Origin of the sequence: Georgenia daeguensis (assembly GCF_039537705.1) — a bacterium.
Lineage (GTDB): Bacteria > Actinomycetota > Actinomycetes > Actinomycetales > Actinomycetaceae > Georgenia > Georgenia daeguensis.
The window spans coordinates 62,784-82,518 of record NZ_BAABBA010000006.1 but is presented as its reverse complement, the minus strand read 5'-3'; the positions used below and the strand labels follow the sequence as shown (position 1 = coordinate 82,518).

The following is a 19,735-nucleotide window of genomic DNA, read 5'->3' as shown; positions in this document are numbered from 1 at the left end:
AATGATCCTGCCGACCGCCACGGGTGCGCCCGCCGCGCCCGTCGCCGACTTCAGCAACGACACCTGGTGGATCTGGGTCATCAAGGCCGTCTTCATCCTCGTGTTCCTGCTCGTCTCGGTGCTCATGGCGCTGTGGGTCGAGCGGCGCGGGCTCGGCCGCATGCAGACGCGCCCCGGCCCCAACGTCCACGGTCCCTTCGGCCTGCTCCAGGCGGTGGGCGACGCCCTCAAGCTGGTCCTGAAGGAAGACTTCTCGATCAAGGGCGCGGACAAGATCCTCTACGTCCTCGCGCCCTTCATCGCGGCGTTCTGCTCCTTCATGGTGCTCGCGGTCATCCCGTTCGGGCCCGAGGTCTCGATCTTCGGCGTCGTGACGCCGCTGCAGCTGACGGACATGCCCGTCGCCGTGCTCTACATCCTCGCCATCACGGCGCTGGGCGTGTACGGCATCATCCTGGGCGGCTGGGCCTCGAACTCCACCTACCCGCTGCTCGGGTCGGTGCGCTCCTCCGCGCAGGTCATCTCCTACGAGCTGAGCATGGGCCTGTCGCTCGTCAGCGTCTTCCTGGTCTCCGGCTCGCTGTCGACGTCGCAGATCGTCGCCGCCCAGACCCAGCTCTGGTGGGCGATCGCCCTGGCGCCGGCGTTCCTGGTCTACCTCGTGTCGATGGTCGGCGAGGTCAACCGCCTGCCCTTCGACCTGCCCGAGGCGGAGGGCGAGCTGGTCGCCGGCCACATGGTCGAGTACACGTCGATGAAGTTCGCGTGGTTCTTCCTCGCCGAGTACATCAACATGTTCAACGTCTCGGCCGTGGCGACCACCCTCTTCCTGGGCGGCTGGCGCGCGCCCTGGCCGCTGTCGTCCATCGGTGACGGGGTCCTCAACACCGGCTGGTGGCCGATGCTGTGGTTCATCGCCAAGATGTGGTGCGTCATGTTCCTCATGATCTGGACCCGCGGGACGCTGCTGCGCTTCCGCTACGACCAGTTCATGAAGCTGGGCTGGAAGCTCCTCATCCCGGTCGCGCTCGTCTGGCTGGTCATGGTCGCGCTCGTCCAGGGCGTGCGGCAGTTCACCGACACCGACCTGCGGTCGATGCTGCTGTGGATCGCCGCGATCTTCGCCGTGATCATGGTGGTGCTGCTCCTGTGGCCCGCCAAGAAGGAGGAGGAGCCCGAGGCCGAGGCGGCGACGCCGCACCCCGAGCTCATCCCGCCCGGCACCGAGTTCGACGCCTTCGCGGGCGGCTACCCCGTGCCGCCGCTGCCCGGCCAGACCCTGCCGCCGTCGCCCCGGCGCGCCCGCCGCGAGGCGGCCGCGGCCGGCGCGCGCACCACGCAGGGCGCTCAGCCCACCCTGAAGGAGGGTCACGATGTCTGACGACCAGCGCAGCCCCGAGGAGGGGACCTCGCTCGGCCGCACGGAGCCGCGGCGCGGCGAGGTCGCCCGTCCGCTTCCCCCGGAGCTCGGCCCCGCGCAGAAGGGGCCCCTCGGGCGCTTCTTCGCGCCGGTGGCCGGCTACGGCGTGACCATCTCCTCGATGTTCCGTCCCATCGTCACGGAGCAGTACCCGTTCGAGAAGGTGCCCACGCAGCCGCGCTACCACGGGCGCCACCAGCTCAACCGCTACGCCGACGGGCTCGAGAAGTGCATCGGCTGCGAGCTGTGCGCCTGGGCCTGCCCGGCCGACGCGATCTACGTCGAGGCCGGCAACAACACCCCCGACGCCCAGTACTCACCGGGCGAGCGGTACGGCCGCGTCTACCAGATCAACTACCTGCGCTGCATCTTCTGCGGCCTGTGCATCGAGGCCTGCCCCACGCGCGCCCTGACGATGACCAACGAGTACGAGCTCGCCGGCCCCACCCGCGAGGGGCTGATCTACGAGAAGCAGGACCTCCTGGCCCCGATGCTCGAAGGCATGCTCGCGGCCCCGCACCCGATGGTCGAGGGCACCGACGACGACGACTACTACCGCGGCGACGTCACCGGCCCCAGCGCGGAGCAGGTCGAGTGGGTGCGCGAGCACCGTCCGCAGGACCCGACCCTGTCCACGGCGCGAGCGGTCGCTCCCGCCGGGCCGGGGGCCGTCCGCACTGGCGCCACGGCCGTCCCGTCCGGCGCCGAGGGGAGCCACCTGTGATCATGCTGCCCGCCGCGCTCGCCGAGACCGGCACGGTCTCCACCGGCGAGACGGTCCTGTTCTGGGTGCTGGCACCGATCATGGTGCTGGCCGCCCTCAGCCTGCTGTTCTCCCGGCGCGCGGTCTACGCCGCGATGTCGGTGGTGCTCCTCATGCTCTGCCTCGCGGCGATGTACATCGCCCAGGAGGCGACCTTCCTCGGCGTCGCGCAGGTGGTCGTCTACACCGGCGCGATCATGATGCTGTTCCTCTTCGTGCTCATGCTCGTCGGCGTCGACGCCTCCGACTCCCTGCACGAGACGATCAAGGGCCAGCGCTGGCTGGGCGTCCTCGCGGGCCTGGGGCTCGCGATCCTGCTCGGCGCGGTGGTGCTCCGCGCGAACGGTCCCGCCCCGACCGGGCTCGCCGCCGCGAACGCCGACACGAACCCGGTCGGCGTGGCGCGCCTGATCTTCTCCGACCACGTCTTCGCCATGGAGCTCACCGGCCTGCTGCTGATCATCGCCGCCGTCGGCGCGGTCACGCTCACGCACCGCGAGCGGGTCGGCCGCAAGGCCAGCCAGCAGGAGACCCTCGAGGCCAAGATGGCCGCATTCGCCAGCGGCCGCACCCGCGTGGGCCAGCTGCCCGCGCCCGGCGTCTACGCCCGGTCCAACGCCGCCGACCTGCCGGCGCTGGCCGCCACGGGGGAGCCGATCAAGGACTCCGTCCCGCGCGTGCTGCGCATCCGCGGGCAGGGCCGCTCGATCGCCGACGTCAGCCCGGAGACGGTCGAGGCCGTCGCCCGCGCCCGTGCCGGCGAGCAGGACGGCGCGCGCGGACCCGCCGCCCTGGGCGGGGCGCCCGCCGTCGCGCAGGCCCGGATGCCCGGCATGCGCGGCGAGGCGGCGCCACAGCCCCGGCTGCCCGGCAGCCCGGGGTACGTGGAGGCCGACGGCGAGGCCCGCAAGCAGATCGAGAACGTGGAGGCGGACAAGTGAGCCTGGTCAACTACCTGGTCCTGGCCGGGATCCTGTTCGCGATCGGCGCCACCGCGGTGCTCGTGCGACGCAACGCCATCATCGCGCTGCTGGGGGTGGAGATCATGCTGAACTCCTCCAACCTGGCGCTGGTGACGTTCGCCCGGATCCACGGCGACCTGACCGGCCAGGTCCTGGCCTTCTTCGTGATGGTCGTGGCCGCCGCCGAGGTCGTCATCGGCCTCGCGATCATCGTGTCCATCTTCCGAACTCGCAGGTCAGCGTCGGTCGACGACGTCAACCTGCTGAAGCACTGACGGGGGCCGGCGCATGCTGGGTTCTGCAACCGTGTCCACCTCCCTGCCCTCGGCGGTGACAGCGGCCCTCCCGGGCGCGCTGCCCGCGGCCACCGGCGCGGCGGGCGCCGCCCCGACCGGGGCTGCCAGCCTCGCCTGGCTCATGGTCGTCCTGCCGCTGGTCTCCGCCGGCGTCCTCCTCGTGCTCGGCCGCCGCTCCGACCGCTGGGGCCACTGGCTCGGCGTGCTCGCCCCGGTGGCGTCCTTCGCCGTCGGCCTGGCGATCCTGCTGCAGCTGCTCGGGCTGCCCGCCGAGCAGCGGGTGATCGACCAGCGCCTGTTCACCTGGCTCCCCGCCGGCGACCTGAGCGTCGAGGCCGGGCTGCGCCTGGACCCGCTGTCGATGACCTTCGTGATGCTCGTGACGTTCGTCGGCTCGCTCATCCACGTCTACTCCGTGGCCTACATGGAGCACGACACGGACCGGCGGCGCTTCTTCGCCTACCTCAACCTGTTCGTCGCGACGATGCTGCTCCTCGTCCTGGCCGACAGCTACGCGCTGCTCTTCGTCGGCTGGGAGGGCGTGGGCCTGGCGTCCTACCTGCTCATCGGCTTCTGGAACCACAACCTCGACTACGCCGTCGCCGCCAAGAAGGCGTTCATCATGAACCGCGTCGGCGACGTCGGGCTGCTGCTGGCGATGATGACGATGTTCGCCGGCTTCGGCGCCGTCGACTTCGCCACGGTGCTCCCCGCCGCCGCGGGCGCCAACGAGGGCGTGCTCACCGCTATCGGGCTCATGCTGCTGCTGGCCGCGTGCGGCAAGTCGGCGCAGTTCCCGCTGCAGGCCTGGCTGGGTGACGCCATGGCGGGCCCGACGCCGGTCTCCGCGCTCATCCACGCCGCCACGATGGTCACCGCGGGCGTCTACCTCATGGTGCGCTCCGGGCCGATCCTCAACGGCGCCCCGTCGGCGCTGCTCGTCGTCGCGATCGTCGGCGCCGTCACGCTGCTCTTCGGTGCCATCGTCGGCTCCGCGAAGGACGACATGAAGAAGGTGCTCGCCGCCTCCACCATGTCCCAGATCGGCTACATGATGCTCGGTGCGGGTCTCGGCCCGGTCGGCTACGCCTTCGCCATCTTCCACCTCGTCACCCACGGCTTCTTCAAGGCCGGGCTCTTCCTCGGCGCCGGCTCCGTCATGCACGGCATGGGCGACCAGGTCGACATGCGTCGGTTCGGCGGCCTGAGCAAGCACATGAAGATCACGTGGATCACGATGATGATGGGTTGGCTCGCGATCATCGGCTTCCCCGGCCTCTCCGGCTTCTGGAGCAAGGACAAGATCATCGAGTCCGCGTTCGTGGGCGAGGGCTGGCAGCCCTGGGTGTTCGGCACCGTCGCGCTCCTGGGCGCGGGGATCACCGCGTTCTACATGTCGCGGCTGTTCTTCATGGTCTTCCACGGGGAGAAGCGGTGGACGACGGCGGAGGAGGGTGCCGAGCAGCACCCCCACGAGTCGCCGGCCCTGATGACCGTCCCCATGATCGTGCTCGCCGTCGGCTCTGTGGCGCTGGGGTTCCTGATGAACCTCGGCGGCGGCTTCGTCACCTGGCTCGAGCCGGTCACCGGCCACGTCGAGCACCACGAGCCGGTGCTGCCGGTGCCGGTGATCATGGTCGCCACCATCGTCCTGGTGCTGGCCGGGGCGCTCATCGCCTGGCGCATGTACGGCGCCCGGCCCGTGCCCGTGGTCGCCCCCGCCGGCTCGGCGCTGACCCGCGCCGCCCGGCAGGACCTGTACCAGGACTCCGTGAACGAGGGCGTCTTCATGCGCCCGTCCCAGTACCTGACCAGGTCCCTGGTCTACGCGGACTCCACGGCGGTCGACGGCGCGGTCATGGGGATCGCCCGCGGCACCTCCGGTCTGGGCGGCGTGGTGCGCCGGGCCCAGAACGGCTACGTCCGTTCCTACGCCGGGATGATGCTCGGCGGAGTCGTGCTCGCCCTGGTCGTCGTCCTCGCCTCGCGCGTCTGAGATCTGGGAAGAGGTAGAGGAAAGACATGAATGCGATGAACGAGGCAGCCCTGCCCTGGCTGACCCTGCTGATCGTGGTGCCGCTCGTGGCCGCCGCGCTGCTGTGGCTCGTCCGGCCGCTGCACAAGGTCGCGCGCCCCTTCGGGCTCGCGGTCTCCCTGCTGGTGCTGCTGGGCGCGGTCGCCATGACCACCCAGTTCGACTTCGCCTCGGCCGGGGAGGTGCAGCTCACCGAGCTCGTCTCCTGGATCCCGCAGCTCGGCGTCTCCTACGCCGTCGGCGTCAACGGCCTCGGCCTGGCGATGGTGCTGCTGGCGGTCTTCCTGGTGCCGCTCGTGCTCGCCGCCGCCTGGCGCGAGCAGGAGGTCGTGCCCGAGGGCGCCGTCCTCGAGCGCCGGCAGATGGGCTTCGTCGCCCTGGTGCTCGCGCTCGAGGCGCTCATGGTGGCGGTCTTCGCCGCCCGGGACGTGTTCCTCTTCTACGTCCTGTTCGAGGCCATGCTCATCCCGGTGTACTTCCTCGTCGGCAACTACGGCGGCCCGCGCCGGCGTACCGCCGCGCTGAAGTTCCTGCTCTACTCCCTCGCGGGCGGGCTGATCATGCTCGTCGGCGTCGTCGCGCTGTACCTGGTCGGCCCCGGCGGGGAGCAGGGCTTCCTGCTCGACAACCTCATCGGCAACGTCGAGACCACCGCGTGGGGCGAGCGGCTCCTCTTCCTCTCCTTCTTCATCGCCTTCGCGATCAAGGCCCCCATGTGGCCGGTGCACACCTGGCTGCCGGACACCACCCAGCAGGCCCCGCCCGGCACCTCGGTGCTGCTGGTCGGCGTGCTGGACAAGGTCGGCACCTTCGGGATGATCGCCCTGTGCCTGCCCCTCTTCCCGGAGGCGTCGCAGTGGGCGGCCCCGGTGATCATCGCCCTGGCGCTGATCTCGATCATCTACGGCGGGCTGCTCGCCGTGGGCCAGCGCGACATCATGCGCCTGATCGCGTTCACCTCGGTGAGCCACTTCGGCTTCATCGTGCTGGGCATCTTCGTGCGCGACCAGGTCGCCCTGACCGGTGCGATGGTCTACATGGTCGCCCACGGCGTCTCCACGGCCGCGCTCTTCCTCGTCTCCGGGTTCCTCACCCAGCGCGGCGGCACGCAGGAGATCCCCGCCTACGGCGGCATGCAGCGGGTCGTGCCCCTGATCGCCGGCGCGTGGCTGGTCTCCGGCCTGGCGTCCATCGCGCTGCCCGGCCTGAGCGGGTTCGTGCCCGAGTACCTCGTGCTGCTCGGCACCTACCGTGTCTCCGTGGTCGCCGGCGTCGTCGCGGTGCTCGGCGTGATCATCGCGGCCGTGTACGTGCTGCTGCCCTACCAGCGCATCTTCACCGGGCCGACGCGCGACGTCCTGCTGCGCATGCCTGACCTCGGCGCCCGCGAGAAGTGGGTGGTCGCGCCGCTCGTCGCCGCGATGCTCTTCCTCGGGTTCTACCCGGCCCCGGTGATCGACGCCGTCACCCCGGTGGCGGCCGACCTCGCCATCACCCAGCCCAGCTCGATCGACACCGCCGACGGCGGCAACCTCCCGGCGGGTGCCGCCGTGGAGGAGGGGAGCAGCAAGTGAACACGTTCGTCGCCCCGGAAATCGACTGGGCCGCGCTCACCCCGACCCTGATCCTCGCGGGTGCCGCCGTCCTGGGCGTGCTCGTCGAGGCCTTCGCCCCCCGCGCCAGCCGGCGCGCCGTCCAGCTGGTGCTCGGCCTGCTCGCCACCGCGGGGGCGCTCGTGGCCGTCGTCTGGCGCTGGACCGTCGTCGGCGAGAGCGGACCGCGCGAGATCCTCGGCGGCTCCGTGATCGAGGACGGCCCCGCGCTCGCCGCGCAGGCGGTGCTCGCCCTTCTCGGCCTGATCGGCCTGCTCGTCATCGCCGACCGCACCGAGTCCGGCGAGGGGGCGTTCGTGGCGCAGGCCGCCGCGCGCCCCGGCTCCGTGGACGAGGCCGACGCCACCCGCTCCGGGCTGGCGCAGACCGAGGTCTTCCCCCTGACGATCTTCGCCCTGTCGGGCATGTTCGTCTTCGCCCAGGCGGGTGACCTGCTGACGCTGTTCATCGCGCTCGAGGTGCTCTCGCTCCCGCTGTACGTGCTCTCGGGGCTGGCGCGGCGCCGTCGCCTCCTCTCCCAGGAGGCGTCCCTGAAGTACTTCCTGCTCGGCGCCTTCGCCTCGGCGTTCGTGATCTTCGGGATCGCGCTGCTGTACGGGTACTCCGGCACGGTGCGCTTCTCGGGGCTGGCGCAGGCCGTCCCGGTCACCGTCGGCATGGACGGGCTGCTGCTGGCGGGCTCGATCATGGTCGTCGTCGGCCTCCTCTTCAAGGTCGGCGCGGCGCCGTTCCACGCCTGGACCCCCGACGTCTACACCGGCGCGCCGACGCCGATCACGGGGTTCATGGCGGCCGCCACCAAGCTGGCCGCGTTCGCCGCGCTGCTCCGGTTCGTCTACGTCGTCCTGCCGGACATGTCGTGGGACCTCACGCCGTTCTTCTGGGTCGTCATCATCCTGACCATGCTGGTCGGCACGGTGGTCGGCATCGTGCAGACGGACGTCAAGCGCATGCTCGCCTACTCCTCGATCGCCCACGCCGGCTTCGTCCTCATCGGCGTCGTGGCGCTGGAGCGCATGGGCATCGGCGCGGTGCTGTTCTACCTGCTGGCCTACGGCCTGGCCACGGTCGGCGCCTTCGCCCTCGTGACGCTCGTGCGTGAGCGCGACACGGCGGGCAACGTCACCGGCGAGGCCACGCACCTGTCCCAGTGGGCCGGGCTGGGGCGCCGCAACCCGGTCGCCGCCGTCGCGATGACCCTGTTCCTGCTGTCCTTCGCCGGCATCCCGCTCACCGCCGGGTTCATGGGCAAGTTCGCCGTCTTCACGGCAGGTGTCGACGGCGGCCAGACGGTGCTCGTGGTCCTCGCGGTGCTGGCCTCGGCGGCGACGGCGTTCTTCTACGTGCGCCTCGTCGTGCTGATGTTCTTCACGGAGCCCGACGGCGAGACGGTCGCCGTCGTCTCCTCCGAGGGCCTCACGACGGTGGCCGTGGCGGTGTGCGCGCTGGGCACCGTGCTCCTGGGCGTCCTGCCCGGTCCTGTCCTGAATCTGGCCGAGCAGGCAAGCACGTTCCTCCCATGAGTACGGTTCCTCCCGTGAGCACCTCCATGCTGCCGCTCGGCGACCCCGAGCTCGAGGCACGCCTCCTGCCCGAGCTGGCCGACGTCGAGGCGCGGCTGGCCCGCGCCGTCGTCGGCGGCGACCGGCTCGTCGACCCGCCCGCCTCCCACCTGGCCGCGGCGGGCGGCAAGCGGCTGCGGCCGCTGCTGACCCTGCTGGCGTCGGAGCTGGGGGAGGGCGCGAACGACGCCGTGCGCGACGCCGCCGTCACCGTCGAGCTCACCCACCTCGCCACGCTGTACCACGACGACGTCATGGACTCGGCGCCCATGCGGCGCGGGGCGCCGGCGGCCCACGAGGTCTGGGGCAACTCGGTCGCGATCCTCACCGGGGACCTGCTCCTCGCACGAGCGTCGCTCCTGGTCGCCTCGCTCGGCACCGAGGCCGTGCGAGTGCACGCCGAGACCTACGAGCGGCTGTGCCTCGGCCAGCTGCACGAGACGTTCGGGCCGGCCGAGGGCCAGGACCCGGTGGAGCACTACATCCAGGTGCTCGCCGACAAGACGGGCTCCCTCATCGCGACGGCGGCGCGCTACGGCGCGGTGTTCTCCGGTGCCGACCCCGAGGTGGCCGAGGTGCTCACCCGGTACGGCGAGAAGGTCGGCGTGGCCTTCCAGCTCGCCGACGACGTCATCGACCTCTCGGCCGACGCCGCCACCACCGGCAAGACCCCGGGCACGGACCTGCGCGAGGGCGTCGACACGATGCCGGTGCTGCTGCTGCGCGAGCGCCTCGCCGCCGGCACCCTCGACGAGCGTGGCGCCGCGGTGCTGGAGCGCCTCGGCGCCGAGCAGCTCGCCTCCGACGACGCCCTGCGCGCCGTGGTCGCCGACCTGCGTCACCACGAGGTGGTGGCCCAGGCCCGTGAGCTCGCGGAGCAGTGGGCGCACGACGCCGTCGCGGAGCTCGAGCCGCTGCCGGCCTCCCCGGTCAAGGACGCGCTCGGCGCCTTCGCCGGGCTGCTCGTCGACCGCCTGGCCTGAGCCCTGACGGGCTGGCCGTCGACCGGGCAACGGCCCGCCGCCCGGCCCGGCCGGGCCCGTCGGGCGGCTGTCCGCGCTCGGCCGTCGTCAGGCCCGGCGCCGGCGGACGCGCGGGGGCCGGTGACGGAAGCCGTCCACCGTGAGGACGGTGATCGCCACCCACACCAGCACGAACCCGGCCCACCGCTCCGGCGGCATCGGCTCGTGGAAGATCAGCACGCCGACGGCCAGCTGCAGCACCGGCGTGACGTACTGCAGCATCCCCACCACGCTCAGCGGCAGGAGGCGCGCGGCGGCGCCGAAGAGCAGCAGCGGCACCGCGGTGAGCGGCCCGGAGGCGGCCAGGAGGGCGCTGTGGGCGGCGTCGTCGCCGAACGTGCCCTCACCGGTGGCGGCGAGCCACCCCAGGTACGCGAGGGCGACGGGGAACAGCACGGCGGTCTCGACCGCGAGGCCCGGCAGGGCGCCGACCGTGCGCCCGACCCTGTTCTTCGCGAGGCCGTACAAACCGAACGAGGCGGCCAGGGACAGCGCGATCCACGGCAGCTGCCCGTACCCGACGGCGATGACCACCACGGCCGCCGCCCCGATGCCGCACGCAGCCCACTGCGCTGCGCGCAGCCGCTCGCCGAGCACGACCACGGCCAGCACCACTGTGGTGAGCGGGTTGATGAAGTAGCCGAGCGCGGCGTCGACCGTCCGTCCGGAGTTCACGCCGTAGACGTAGATGAGCCAGTTGACGGCGACGAGGACGGCGGCGACGGCGATGGTCGCCAGGGTCCGCCGGTCGCGCAGGGCCGGGAGGACCGAGCGCAGCGAGCGGGTCAGTGCCATCGCCAGCAGGCAGAAGCCGAGGGACCAGGCCGCCCGGTGCGCGACGATCTCGACCGCCGCGGCTGGCTCGAGCAGGCGGAAGAACAGCGGGAACGCTCCCCACAGCAGGTACGCGCCGAGGCCGAGCGCGAGCCCCTTCCGGTCCAGCTGGGGCTCGCCGGCGCCGGCGCCGGGCATGGGGGACGGGACGGCGGTCACGCTGCGCACTCTCGCACGGCGCCCGCACCGCCAGGAAACTCTTGTCGTCGACGCTGGCAAGCCCTCGTCGTCGTTCCGGTCGGGCGCCGGTGTGATCTACGTCCCGGCGCCGTCCCGGGCGGCGCGCTGCCCATACACTGGACGGCGGACAACTCCGCCCTGGACGCGCGCGCCCGCGCGCTCGGGCGGCCCGACATCCCCGACGAGAGGTACCCGTGACCAGCTCCCGCCCGTTGAGCGTGGCAATCGTGGGCGCCGGCCCGGCCGGCATCTACGCGGCCGACATCCTGTCGAAGTCCGGCCTGGAGGTCAGCATCGACCTCTTCGAGCGTCTCCCCGCACCTTTCGGCCTCGTGCGCTACGGCGTCGCGCCGGACCACCCGCGGATCAAGCAGATCATCGTCGCGCTCTACAAGATCCTCCAGCGCGGGGACATCCGGCTGATCGGCAACGTCGAGGTCGGCACGGACGTCTCGCTCGAGGAGCTCCAGCAGCACTACGACGCCGTCATCTTCTCCACCGGGTCCGACCGGGACGCCCCGCTGGACATCCCCGGCGTGGACCTGCCCGGCAGCTACGGCGCCTCGGAGTTCGTCTCCTGGTACGACGGCCACCCGGACGTCCCGCGCACCTGGCCCCTGGAGGCCAAGGAGGTCGCCGTCGTCGGCGTCGGGAACGTCGCCCTCGACGTCGCCCGCATGCTCGCCAAGCATGTCGAGGACCTCATGCCCACCGAGATCCCGGCGAACGTGGCGGAGGGGCTGCGCAAGAGCCCGGTGACGGACGTGCACGTCTTCGGCCGGCGCGGACCCGCCCAGGTGAAGTTCACGCCGCTGGAGCTGCGCGAGCTCGGCCAGGTCCCCGACGTCGACGTCATCGTCTACGACGAGGACTTCCAGTTCGACGAGGGCTCCGAGGAGGCGATCCGCTCCTCCAACCAGACCAAGCAGGTGGTCAAGACCCTCATCGACTGGACGCTGAAGGAGAAGGAGGACCTGACGGCCTCCCGCCGGATCCACCTGCACTTCCTGCACCGGCCCGTCGAGATCCTCGGCAACGGCAAGGTCGAGGCCATTCGCACCGAGCGCACCGAGCTCACCGGCGACGGCAACGCGCGCGGCACCGGCGAGATGGTCGACACGCCCGTCCAGGCCGTCTACCGGGCCGTCGGCTACTTCTCCTCCCCGGTCCCGGGGCTGCCCTTCGACGAGATCCGCGGCGTCATCCCGAACATCGAGGGCCGCGTCCTGGGCGAGGACGGGGAGTACCTGCCTGGCGTCTACGCCACCGGCTGGGTCAAGCGCGGCCCGGTGGGCCTCATCGGCTCGACGAAGTCCGACGCCCGCCAGACGATCGGCCACGTGGTCGAGGACGCGGAGGCCGGGCTGCTGCGCGCGCGTGCCGAGGACGAGGCAGCGGTCGGCCACGACGCGATGCTGGCCGCGCTCGAGGCGGCGGGCGTGCGGTACACGACCTGGCAGGGCTGGGAGCTGCTCGACGCCTACGAGCAGTCCCTCGGCGCGCAGTTCGCCGACGGGCCGCGCGAGCGGGTGAAGGTGGTCCACCGCGAGACCATGACCGCGATCAGCCGCGGCGAGGAGCACGACGGCACCCTCGTGTGACGCCCTCGACCCCTGACGCCGCGACGCCGGACGGAGCCTTCCGTCCGGCGTCGCGTCATGTCCGGGCCCGGGGACCAGGCGTCTCCGGCGAGAGAGGTCAGCGCCTCCGGCCCTCTGTCAGCGCTGCCGCCGCCCCACGGCGTCGCGCACGGCCGTGACCACCTGGGTCACGAGCGTCCCGACCAGGACCAGGACGCCGAGCGCCGAGCCGCCCATGGTGAGCACGAGGGTCGCCTGCAGGAACGGCAGGTCCGCCGCCCGGTCCACCGGTTCGGCCACCCGCACCGTCTCGATGCCGCTCGGTGCCCAGCCCGACGTCGCGGGCGAGGGGGCACCCTCGCAGCGGAGCGTGACGTCGCCGTCGCCCGTGGGGAAGCGGAAGGCCGAGGCGTAGTCATCGTGGTCGTAGCCCAGGGCGGGCCGCATCGGCAGGTCGGCGCCGGTTCCGTCGGTGGCCGTGCAGACGATGTCGCCCATGCGCTCCTCGGGCAGCCAGATCCAACGCTCCTGCACCGCGGGGAAGGTCAGCTCCGTCTCCTCCTGAAGATGCACCTCGTGGTCCCACGCCCCCAGGCGGTCGACGGCCACACCCACGAGGAACGCACCCCCGATGCCGAGCCCGAGCACGAGCCACGCGGCGAGCTTGTAGAACCGGCGGAAGTTCCTCCGCGGCCGGGGTGGGCGCCGGCGATCTCGGGCCAGCGCCGCCCGCGGGACCGGCCGTCGCCGTGGTCGACGCGCCGAGAGCCCTCCGGGCTGGACCACGGTGACGGTGACGCCGGAACGGGCTGCCGAGCCGCGCCGCCCGGTGACCACATCAACGTCGGCGGCGGCGGCCGCCGTGGTGCGGCCCGGAGTGCCGTCGGCCGGCGCTCCGCCCCAAGCTGCGTCCGCCGGCGCTCCGCCCGAAGCTGCGTCCGCCGGCGCTCCGCCCGAAGCTGCGTCCGCCGGCGCTCCACCCGAAGCTGCGTCCGCCGGCGCTCCGCCCGGCGCAGCGCCGTCGGTCTTGGGTCTGGTGCTCGGCGGTCCCTGGGCCAGGAGGTCCGCGTACGGGTTCGCGCCGGAATCGGGGTGCCGGGAATCACCCGTCCGGTACGCGCGCATGAGGCAACCCTAGGGAACGAGGCCGGTGGGAGAAGCGTTGGACCAGATGACAGCGCTGCGGAGCCGTGCACCGCCGACCCACCTCACGAGGAGGACCCCGCCCGATGAACCGCCGTTTCAGCAACGGTCTGAAGACAACCCTGCTCTTCGCGGGCATGTGGGTCGTGCTGCTGGCCGTTGGTGCCCTGATCGCCAACGGCACGGGCAGCTCGATGTTCATCTGGCTGTTCGCCGGGATCGGCCTGCTCTCGACGTTCTACAGCTACTGGAACTCCGACAAGCTCGCGATCAGGGCGATGGCGGCGCGCCCGGTCAGCGAGGCCGAGGCGCCGGGCCTCTACGCGATGGTCCGCGAGCTGGCGACGGCCGCACGCCAGCCGATGCCCCGGTTGTACATCTCCCCGACGGCGCAGCCCAACGCCTTCGCGACCGGTCGTAACCCGCAGAACGCGGCGGTGTGCTGCACGGAGGGAATCCTTCGGCTGCTCGAGCCGCGTGAGCTGCGGGCCGTGCTCGGTCACGAGCTCATGCACGTCTACAACCGGGACATCCTGACCTCCTCGGTGGCCGCGGCGGTCGCCGGCCTCATCACCGCGGTGTCGCAGTTCCTGCTCTTCTTCGGCGGCGGGGACCGGGAGCGGGCCAACCCGCTGGCACTGCTCGCGACCGCCCTGCTCGCGCCCCTGGCCGCGACGATGATCCAGCTCGCGATCTCGCGCACCCGGGAGTTCGACGCCGACGAGGACGGCGCGCAGCTCACCGGGGACCCGCTCGCGCTCGCCTCCGCGCTGCGCAAGATCGAGTCGGGCGCGGCCTCGCGGCCGCTCCAGCCGACGCAGCGGATGGAGAACGTCAGCCACATGATGATCGCCAACCCGTTCCGCGGCGGCGGCATGACGAAGCTGTTCGCCACGCACCCGCCCATGAACGAGCGCATCGCCCGGCTGGAGCGCATGGCGGGCTACTGACTGCGCCGCTCCGCGGCACCGGCCGCACGCCGCGGCGGTCCGGGTTCGGAGGCCCGCCGCGGCAGTGGGGTTCGGAGGCCCGCCGCGGCACGGTCCGCGTTCGGAGGCCCGCCGCGGCACGGTCCGCGTTCGGAGGCCCGCCGCGGCACGGTCCGCGTTCGGAGGCCCGCCGCGGCAGTGGATTCGGACGCCCGTCGCCGGGTGGATCTTCGACACCTCACGCCACGAGATCGAGGTTCTGGTTCGCGGAGTGCGCATCTCTCGCCATTTCCTCGATCTCGTTCGCGCCGCGGCGGAAGGACGTGGTACGCGCCTGCGTCCCGCCTGCGGTGCCGGCGTCGCGGCGGGTGCGACACCTGCGTTGGCGGTGTCGCGGCCGTGCGCCGGCGGCGGCCTTCTGGGTCCGATGGCGTGGCGCGGCGCGTATCCAGCGTTCCCGGGTGATCTCCCCCCGTTCCTCGGGCCGTCGATATCTACCTGTGGATCGGGCGAGTAGCCCCTGGGGTTGTGGATGGTGCAGGACGCCTTGCCGGTGGACTGCGCACGCTCCTTGCCATGGACAGGGCGGCCCTTGCTGCGGCTGACGAAAGGCTGCGTCGCGCGGCGGTTCTGGGTGTCTTCACGCTTCGAATGGCGTCGGACGCGGGGCTGACACGGGGAGTCATCCGCGGGCGGCTGAGGAGGGGAAGCTGGAGACACCTCGTCGGAGGCGCCTACGTGGCTGGTGCCGGCGGCTCGCGCGGTGCCGCCGACGAAGTGAGGTTACGAGCCGCAGGTGCCGCGCTGACGTGGCCTGACGCAATCCTTGCCTACCGCACCGCGGGCCTGCTTCACGGCATGCCCCTGCATGACGACGGGACTGTGCACGTGGTTCTGCCGGTTCGGCGGCAGGCCAGCCGTGGCGTGGTGCCGCACTATTTCGACCTGCACCGGCGAGACGTGCGTCGCATGCTTTCCTTCCGCCTCACGAGCCGACGACGGACGGCGCTCGACTGTCTCGCTCTCCTGCCGTACCCGGAGGCCGAGAGGCTGATGGCCTGGGTTCGTACGCGCGAGGTCATCACGGCCGCCGACCTCGTCACCGCGGTCCGGGAGCGGCGGGGCACGCCCGGAGTCAGGCAGCTTCGCCGGCTGGAGGCTGCTACGCGGTCGGGAGCCTTGAGTGAGGCCGAGCGACGGCTGCACCGCATTCTTCACGACGCCGGAATCACGGGCTGGGAAGCAGATCAGCGGATCGTCGAGGGTGGGAGCCTGCTCGCCCGTGCTGACGTGTTGTTCCGTGCAGCCCGGTTGATCGTCGAGGCTGACGGCAGGCGTGCGCACAACGACTTCGAGGCCGACCGTGAACGGCTCAACAGCCTGATGCTGGCCGGGTACACGGTGCTCCGCTTCACGTGGCGGCAGCTTGTGGAGAGGCCCTGGCTGGTGCGGGAGCAGATCGAGACGGCGCTACGGCGGGCCGGCCGCTGACCGGCGAGCGCGCGAACGACTACCAGGGGATCTTCGACGGCTCGGACAGTGGCCAGCGGTACGGGCTGGGCACCGAAGATTTGTGACGAACGTGCGCCGGCCACGCAAACGAGATCGAGGTTCTGGTTAGCCGGAGCTTGATCTCGAACCAGAACCCCGACCTCGTTGCAGGCGGCGGGGCCGTGTTGGCCGGGCCGGGGGTGGCTGGGCCGTGTTGGCCGGGCCGGGCCGGGGGTGGCTGGGCCGTGTTGGCCGGGCCGGGCCGGGGGTGGCTGGGCCGTGTTGGCCGGGCCGTGTTGGCCTGGCCGGGCTGACGTAGCCGGGACCGTCGGTGGCCGGGTGATCAGCGGTAGTTGACGAACTGCAGCGCGGCGTCGATGTCCTCGGCGCCCTTGAGCAGAGCGATGACCTCCTGCAGCTCGTCGCGGCTCTTCGAGCTGACGCGCACCTCGTCCCCGGTGATCTGCGTCTTGACCCCCTTGGGGCCCTGGTCCCGCACCAGCTTGGTGATCTTCTTCGCGTTCTCCTGGCTCAGCCCCTCCTTGAGGGAGCCCACGAGCCGGTACTCCTTCCCGGACGGCTTGGGCTCGCCGTCGCCGAGGTCGAGCGCCTTGAGGGAGACGCCGCGGCGGATCAGCTTGGTCTGGAGCACGTCGAGAACCGCCTTGACCCGTTCCTCCGAGTTGGCGGTCATCGTCACGGTGTCGCCGGAGAGCGTCACCGAGGCGCCGACGTTCTTGAAGTCGTAACGCTGCGAGATCTCCTTCGCCGCCTGGTTCACGGCGTTGTCCACCTCCTGACGGTCCACCTTGCTGACGATGTCGAAGGACGAGTCGGCCATGTCCGGGCTCCTTGGGTAGTGCGGTCGGGACACGGGTCTGGCCGGCCGGCAGCGGTTGTGACGTTCGTCGCCCGCTCCACGGTTCGGCGCACCCCGGGGTTCTTGCTATCGTTCCACCTGCACCTTCCGAGGTGCGAGGCGAGTTGCCCGAGCGGCCAAAGGGAGCTGACTGTAAATCAGCCGCGGAATGCTTCGCAGGTTCGAATCCTGCACTCGCCACGGACCGGCCCATCGGTGGAGCACCACCGACGGGCCGCTGTCATGTCCGAGCCGGACGTGCGCCGCACCAGCGGCGGCGCTCGGCCGCGGGTGTGGCGGGGGTGTGAGAGGTCTCACCCCCGTGACGCCCGGCCTGGATTTCACTCTGGGCCGCTCGGGCAGGTAGGCTCGTCCGCGCTGCCCCGATAGCTCAGTCGGCAGAGCGTCTCCATGGTAAGGAGAAGGTCAAGGGTTCGATTCCCTTTCGGGGCTCTGGTCTGTAGGACCGTCGTATGATTGACGACGGCGGTGCGTCAGGACGCGGCGGGGTAGCTCAGTTGGTGAGAGCGCACGACTCATAATCGTGAGGTCGCGGGTTCGAGCCCCGCCCCCGCTACCAAGCAGTGAACGATGAAGCAGCCGAATGGCCGCTCGCACGACAGTCGAACGTGAGGAAACGCCGTGGCCAGCAAGTCCGGAGATGTCCGCCCCAAGATCACCCTCGCCTGCGAGGTGTGCAAGGAGCGCAACTACATCACCAAGAAGAACCGTCGGAACAACCCCGACCGTCTCGAGCTGGCGAAGTACTGCCCGCGCTGCAACGCCAAGACCACGCACCGCGAGACCCGCTGACCGATCCGGTCCCGCCCCTCTAGTCTGGGGCGATGACCGAGTCCAGCACCCGCCCCACCGGCGTCGACAAGACGCTTGTGGGGCGCATCTATGCCCCCACGGAGACGTACGAGGTCTCCCGCGTGAAGATCGCCGAGATGGCCGCGGCCACCGGCGCCACCCACCCCGCTCACACCGACCCCGACGCCGCCTGGGCGCTGGGTTACTCCGACGTCGTGGCGCCGCCCACCTTCGCCGTCGTCCTGGCCCAGCGGGCGGAGCAGGCGTACGTCGCCGCGCCCGAGTCGGGCATCGACTTCTCCCGCGTGGTGCACGCCGAGGAGCGCTTCGTCCACCACCGGCCCATCGTGGCCGGGGACCGGCTGCGCACCACCGTCCACGTGGACAAGATCCTCGAGCGCGGCGGCATCACCCTGGTGACCACCCGCGCCGAGATCGCCGACGACGCCGAGGCCCCGGTCGCGACCGTGACCTCGACCCTGGCCGTGAGGGGGGCCGAGAAGTGAGCGAGCACAACGAGGTCCTGGACCGCGGGACGCGGCCCGTCCTGACCGAGCTGGAGACCGGCACCGAGCTGTTCAGCCGCACCTACGCCGTCGACCGGGACCGCCTGGTCCGCTACGCCGGCGCGAGCGGGGACTTCAACCCGATCCACTACAACGACCGCTTCGCCGCCGAGGTCGGCCTGCCCGGGGTCATCGCCCACGGCATGCTGACGATGGGGCTCGCGGGCTCCGCCGTCGTGGACTGGGCCGGCGACCCCGGTGCGGTGGCCGAGTACGGCGTCCGTTTCACCCGCCCGATCCAGGTGCCCGACCCGGGCTCGGTCGAGGTCCAGGTGGTCGGCAAGGTCGGCGCCGTGGACCTGGGGGAGGGCTCCGTGCGCGTCGACCTGACGGTGACGTCCGGCGGCGCCACGGTGCTCGCCAAGGCGCAGGCGGTCGTGCGCCTGGGCTGAGGGGCTCGTCCGACCGCCCCGGCCGGTGCGACGGGCGGCACACTGACCGGTCCGGCGCGGCGACGTAGCCTGGGACGGTGACCCAGACCTCCGGACACCCCGCGCCCACTCCCGGAACCGCAGGCACGGCCGCCGCCGTCGCCGCCGGACCCGCCACGCTGGCCGCGCTCACCACCCTGAGGGTGGGCGGGCCGGTGCGCGAGCTGGTCGACGCCGCGAGCGAGACCGAGCTGGTCGAGGTCGTGCGCACCGCCGACGACGCCGGCACCCCGGTCCTCGTCCTCGGCGGCGGGTCGAACCTCCTCGTCTCGGACGAAGGGTTCGACGGCGTCGTCGTGCGCGACACCCGGCGCGGGATCGACGGCGTGGCCGATTCCTCCTGCGCCGGGGCGAACCTCGTCGTCCCGGCGGGGCAGCCCTGGGACGAGGTGGTCGCCACCGCCGTCGCCGAGGGCTGGATGGGCGTCGAGGCGCTCTCCGGCATCCCCGGCTCCACCGGCGCGACGCCGGTGCAGAACGTCGGCGCCTACGGCCAGGAGGTGGCCGAGACGCTCTCCTCCGTGCGGGTGTACGACCGGCTCGAGCGGCGCACCCGGATGCTCGCCGTCGGTGAGCTCGGCCTCGGCTACCGCACCAGCGTCCTCAAGCGGTCCCTGAGCGACGCCGACGCCGGGGGCGGCCGCACCTGGGGCCCGACGGGCCGCTACGTGGTGCTCGAGGTGACCTTCCAGCTGCGCCTGGCGACGCTCTCCGCGCCCGTGCGGTACGCGGAGCTCGCCCGCCGGCTCGGCGTCGCCGTCGGTGCTCGGGTGCCGGCCGCCGAGGTGCGCGAGGCCGTGCTGGAGCTGCGCCGGAGCAAGGGCATGGTGCTGGACGACGCCGACCACGACACCTGGTCCGCGGGCTCGTTCTTCACCAACCCGGTGCTCACCACGGAGGAGGCCGACGCGCGCCTGCCCGAGGACGCGCCGCGCTTCCCCGTCACGGACCACACGCGCATCGGGCAGATCGGCGCCGCCGCGCCGGCGGTCGAGGGCCTGGTGAAGAGCTCGGCCGCGTGGCTGATCTCCCGCGCCGGCTTCGACAAGGGCTTCGGCGCACCGGGGCCGGCAACGCTGTCCACCAAGCACTCCCTCGCGCTGACGAACCGCGGCTCCGCCACGGCCGCGGACCTCCTCGCGCTCGCGCGGACCGTGCGAGACGGGGTGCGCGACACCTTCGGCGTGACGCTGGTGCCCGAGCCGGTGCTGGTGGGCGTCAGCCTCTGAGGCTGCA

Annotated in this window: 18 protein-coding genes and 3 tRNA genes; 18 read left to right on the top strand and 3 right to left on the bottom strand. The window is 71.9% G+C overall.

Going from position 1 to position 19,735, the window contains the following annotated elements; translation table 11 throughout:
- Position 1: 1 nt before the first annotated feature.
- The 8 genes from nuoH to ABD774_RS07650 are packed head-to-tail and all read left to right on the top strand — an operon-like array spanning position 2 to position 9,634.
- Positions 2 to 1,381: an NADH-quinone oxidoreductase subunit NuoH gene (gene nuoH / locus ABD774_RS07685; protein ID WP_345039484.1), complete on the top strand. Its 1,380-nt coding sequence runs from the start codon at positions 2 to 4 to the stop codon at positions 1,379 to 1,381.
- On the top strand, positions 1,374 to 2,144 hold the full coding sequence (gene nuoI / locus ABD774_RS07680) for an NADH-quinone oxidoreductase subunit NuoI (RefSeq protein WP_345039482.1): 771 nt from the start codon (positions 1,374 to 1,376) through the stop codon (positions 2,142 to 2,144). Before nuoH ends, nuoI begins: the two co-directional genes overlap by 8 nt.
- A 2-nt stretch (positions 2,145 to 2,146) precedes the next feature.
- The gene (locus tag ABD774_RS07675) at positions 2,147 to 3,124 is read left to right on the top strand and encodes an NADH-quinone oxidoreductase subunit J (RefSeq protein ID WP_345039760.1); all 978 of its coding nucleotides are present in this window, start codon (positions 2,147 to 2,149) and stop codon (positions 3,122 to 3,124) included.
- Entirely contained in the window at positions 3,121 to 3,420 is a 300-nt protein-coding gene (gene nuoK, locus ABD774_RS07670; RefSeq protein WP_248256531.1) for an NADH-quinone oxidoreductase subunit NuoK, read from the top strand. The genes ABD774_RS07675 and nuoK overlap by 4 nt, the downstream gene beginning before the upstream one ends.
- 13 nt (positions 3,421 to 3,433) lie before the next feature.
- Positions 3,434 to 5,437: an NADH-quinone oxidoreductase subunit L gene (nuoL, locus tag ABD774_RS07665; RefSeq protein WP_345039478.1), complete on the top strand. Its 2,004-nt coding sequence runs from the start codon at positions 3,434 to 3,436 to the stop codon at positions 5,435 to 5,437.
- A 26-nt stretch (positions 5,438 to 5,463) separates the two neighbouring features.
- On the top strand, positions 5,464 to 7,050 hold the full coding sequence (locus tag ABD774_RS07660; RefSeq protein WP_345039476.1) for an NADH-quinone oxidoreductase subunit M: 1,587 nt from the start codon (positions 5,464 to 5,466) through the stop codon (positions 7,048 to 7,050).
- Positions 7,047 to 8,612 carry an NADH-quinone oxidoreductase subunit NuoN gene (gene nuoN, locus ABD774_RS07655; protein ID WP_345039473.1) on the top strand — a complete coding sequence of 522 codons (1,566 nt, stop codon included), beginning with the start codon at positions 7,047 to 7,049 and terminating at the stop codon, positions 8,610 to 8,612. The genes ABD774_RS07660 and nuoN overlap by 4 nt, the downstream gene beginning before the upstream one ends.
- 14 nt (positions 8,613 to 8,626) lie before the next feature.
- The gene (locus ABD774_RS07650) at positions 8,627 to 9,634 is read left to right on the top strand and encodes a polyprenyl synthetase family protein (protein ID WP_345039471.1); all 1,008 of its coding nucleotides are present in this window, start codon (positions 8,627 to 8,629) and stop codon (positions 9,632 to 9,634) included.
- 87 nt (positions 9,635 to 9,721) lie between these two features.
- Here the strand turns inward: ABD774_RS07650 and rarD are convergent, their stop codons facing one another.
- The gene (gene rarD, locus ABD774_RS07645; RefSeq protein ID WP_345039469.1) at positions 9,722 to 10,666 is read right to left on the bottom strand and encodes an EamA family transporter RarD; all 945 of its coding nucleotides are present in this window, start codon (positions 10,664 to 10,666) and stop codon (positions 9,722 to 9,724) included.
- 215 nt (positions 10,667 to 10,881) lie between these two features.
- Between rarD and ABD774_RS07640 the strand changes: the two genes are divergently transcribed.
- A complete protein-coding gene (locus ABD774_RS07640; protein ID WP_345039466.1) occupies positions 10,882 to 12,288 on the top strand; it encodes an FAD-dependent oxidoreductase in 1,407 nt (468 codons plus the stop codon).
- Positions 12,289 to 12,405: 117 nt separating this feature from the next.
- On the opposite strand, the gene ABD774_RS07635 is transcribed toward ABD774_RS07640, so the two are convergent.
- Complete coding sequence (locus tag ABD774_RS07635) at positions 12,406 to 13,053, bottom strand: hypothetical protein (RefSeq protein WP_345039464.1); 648 nt, start codon at positions 13,051 to 13,053, stop codon at positions 12,406 to 12,408.
- A 443-nt stretch (positions 13,054 to 13,496) separates the two neighbouring features.
- On the opposite strand from ABD774_RS07635, the gene htpX reads away from it, so the two are divergent.
- Both htpX and ABD774_RS07625 read left to right on the top strand, forming a co-directional pair.
- Positions 13,497 to 14,360, top strand: a complete 864-nt coding sequence (htpX, locus tag ABD774_RS07630; protein WP_345039461.1) for a zinc metalloprotease HtpX — start codon at positions 13,497 to 13,499, stop codon at positions 14,358 to 14,360.
- Positions 14,361 to 14,915: 555 nt separating this feature from the next.
- The gene (locus ABD774_RS07625) at positions 14,916 to 15,830 is read left to right on the top strand and encodes an endonuclease domain-containing protein (protein ID WP_345039459.1); all 915 of its coding nucleotides are present in this window, start codon (positions 14,916 to 14,918) and stop codon (positions 15,828 to 15,830) included.
- Between the two features lie 343 nt (positions 15,831 to 16,173).
- On the opposite strand, the gene ABD774_RS07620 is transcribed toward ABD774_RS07625, so the two are convergent.
- The gene (locus ABD774_RS07620; RefSeq protein ID WP_345039457.1) at positions 16,174 to 16,671 is read right to left on the bottom strand and encodes a YajQ family cyclic di-GMP-binding protein; all 498 of its coding nucleotides are present in this window, start codon (positions 16,669 to 16,671) and stop codon (positions 16,174 to 16,176) included.
- A gap of 137 nt (positions 16,672 to 16,808) precedes the next feature.
- On the opposite strand from ABD774_RS07620, the gene ABD774_RS07615 reads away from it, so the two are divergent.
- The 7 genes from ABD774_RS07615 to ABD774_RS07585 all read left to right on the top strand — a co-directional run bounded on the left by ABD774_RS07615 (position 16,809) and on the right by ABD774_RS07585 (position 19,728).
- Positions 16,809 to 16,890, top strand: a tRNA-Tyr gene (locus tag ABD774_RS07615).
- 179 nt (positions 16,891 to 17,069) lie between these two features.
- A tRNA-Thr gene (locus tag ABD774_RS07610) sits at positions 17,070 to 17,142 on the top strand.
- Positions 17,143 to 17,192: 50 nt separating this feature from the next.
- Positions 17,193 to 17,269 (top strand) — tRNA-Met (locus ABD774_RS07605).
- A gap of 62 nt (positions 17,270 to 17,331) precedes the next feature.
- The gene (rpmG, locus tag ABD774_RS07600; RefSeq protein WP_248256539.1) at positions 17,332 to 17,502 is read left to right on the top strand and encodes a 50S ribosomal protein L33; all 171 of its coding nucleotides are present in this window, start codon (positions 17,332 to 17,334) and stop codon (positions 17,500 to 17,502) included.
- 32 nt (positions 17,503 to 17,534) lie between these two features.
- Positions 17,535 to 18,008 (top strand): FAS1-like dehydratase domain-containing protein, encoded by a 474-nt coding sequence (locus ABD774_RS07595; protein WP_345039453.1) that lies wholly within the window; start codon positions 17,535 to 17,537, stop codon positions 18,006 to 18,008.
- On the top strand, positions 18,005 to 18,460 hold the full coding sequence (locus ABD774_RS07590; protein WP_345039452.1) for a MaoC family dehydratase: 456 nt from the start codon (positions 18,005 to 18,007) through the stop codon (positions 18,458 to 18,460). Before ABD774_RS07595 ends, ABD774_RS07590 begins: the two co-directional genes overlap by 4 nt.
- Before the next feature lie 77 nt (positions 18,461 to 18,537).
- Entirely contained in the window at positions 18,538 to 19,728 is a 1,191-nt protein-coding gene (locus tag ABD774_RS07585) for a UDP-N-acetylmuramate dehydrogenase (protein WP_345039450.1), read from the top strand.
- The last annotated feature ends 7 nt before the right edge of the window (positions 19,729 to 19,735 follow it).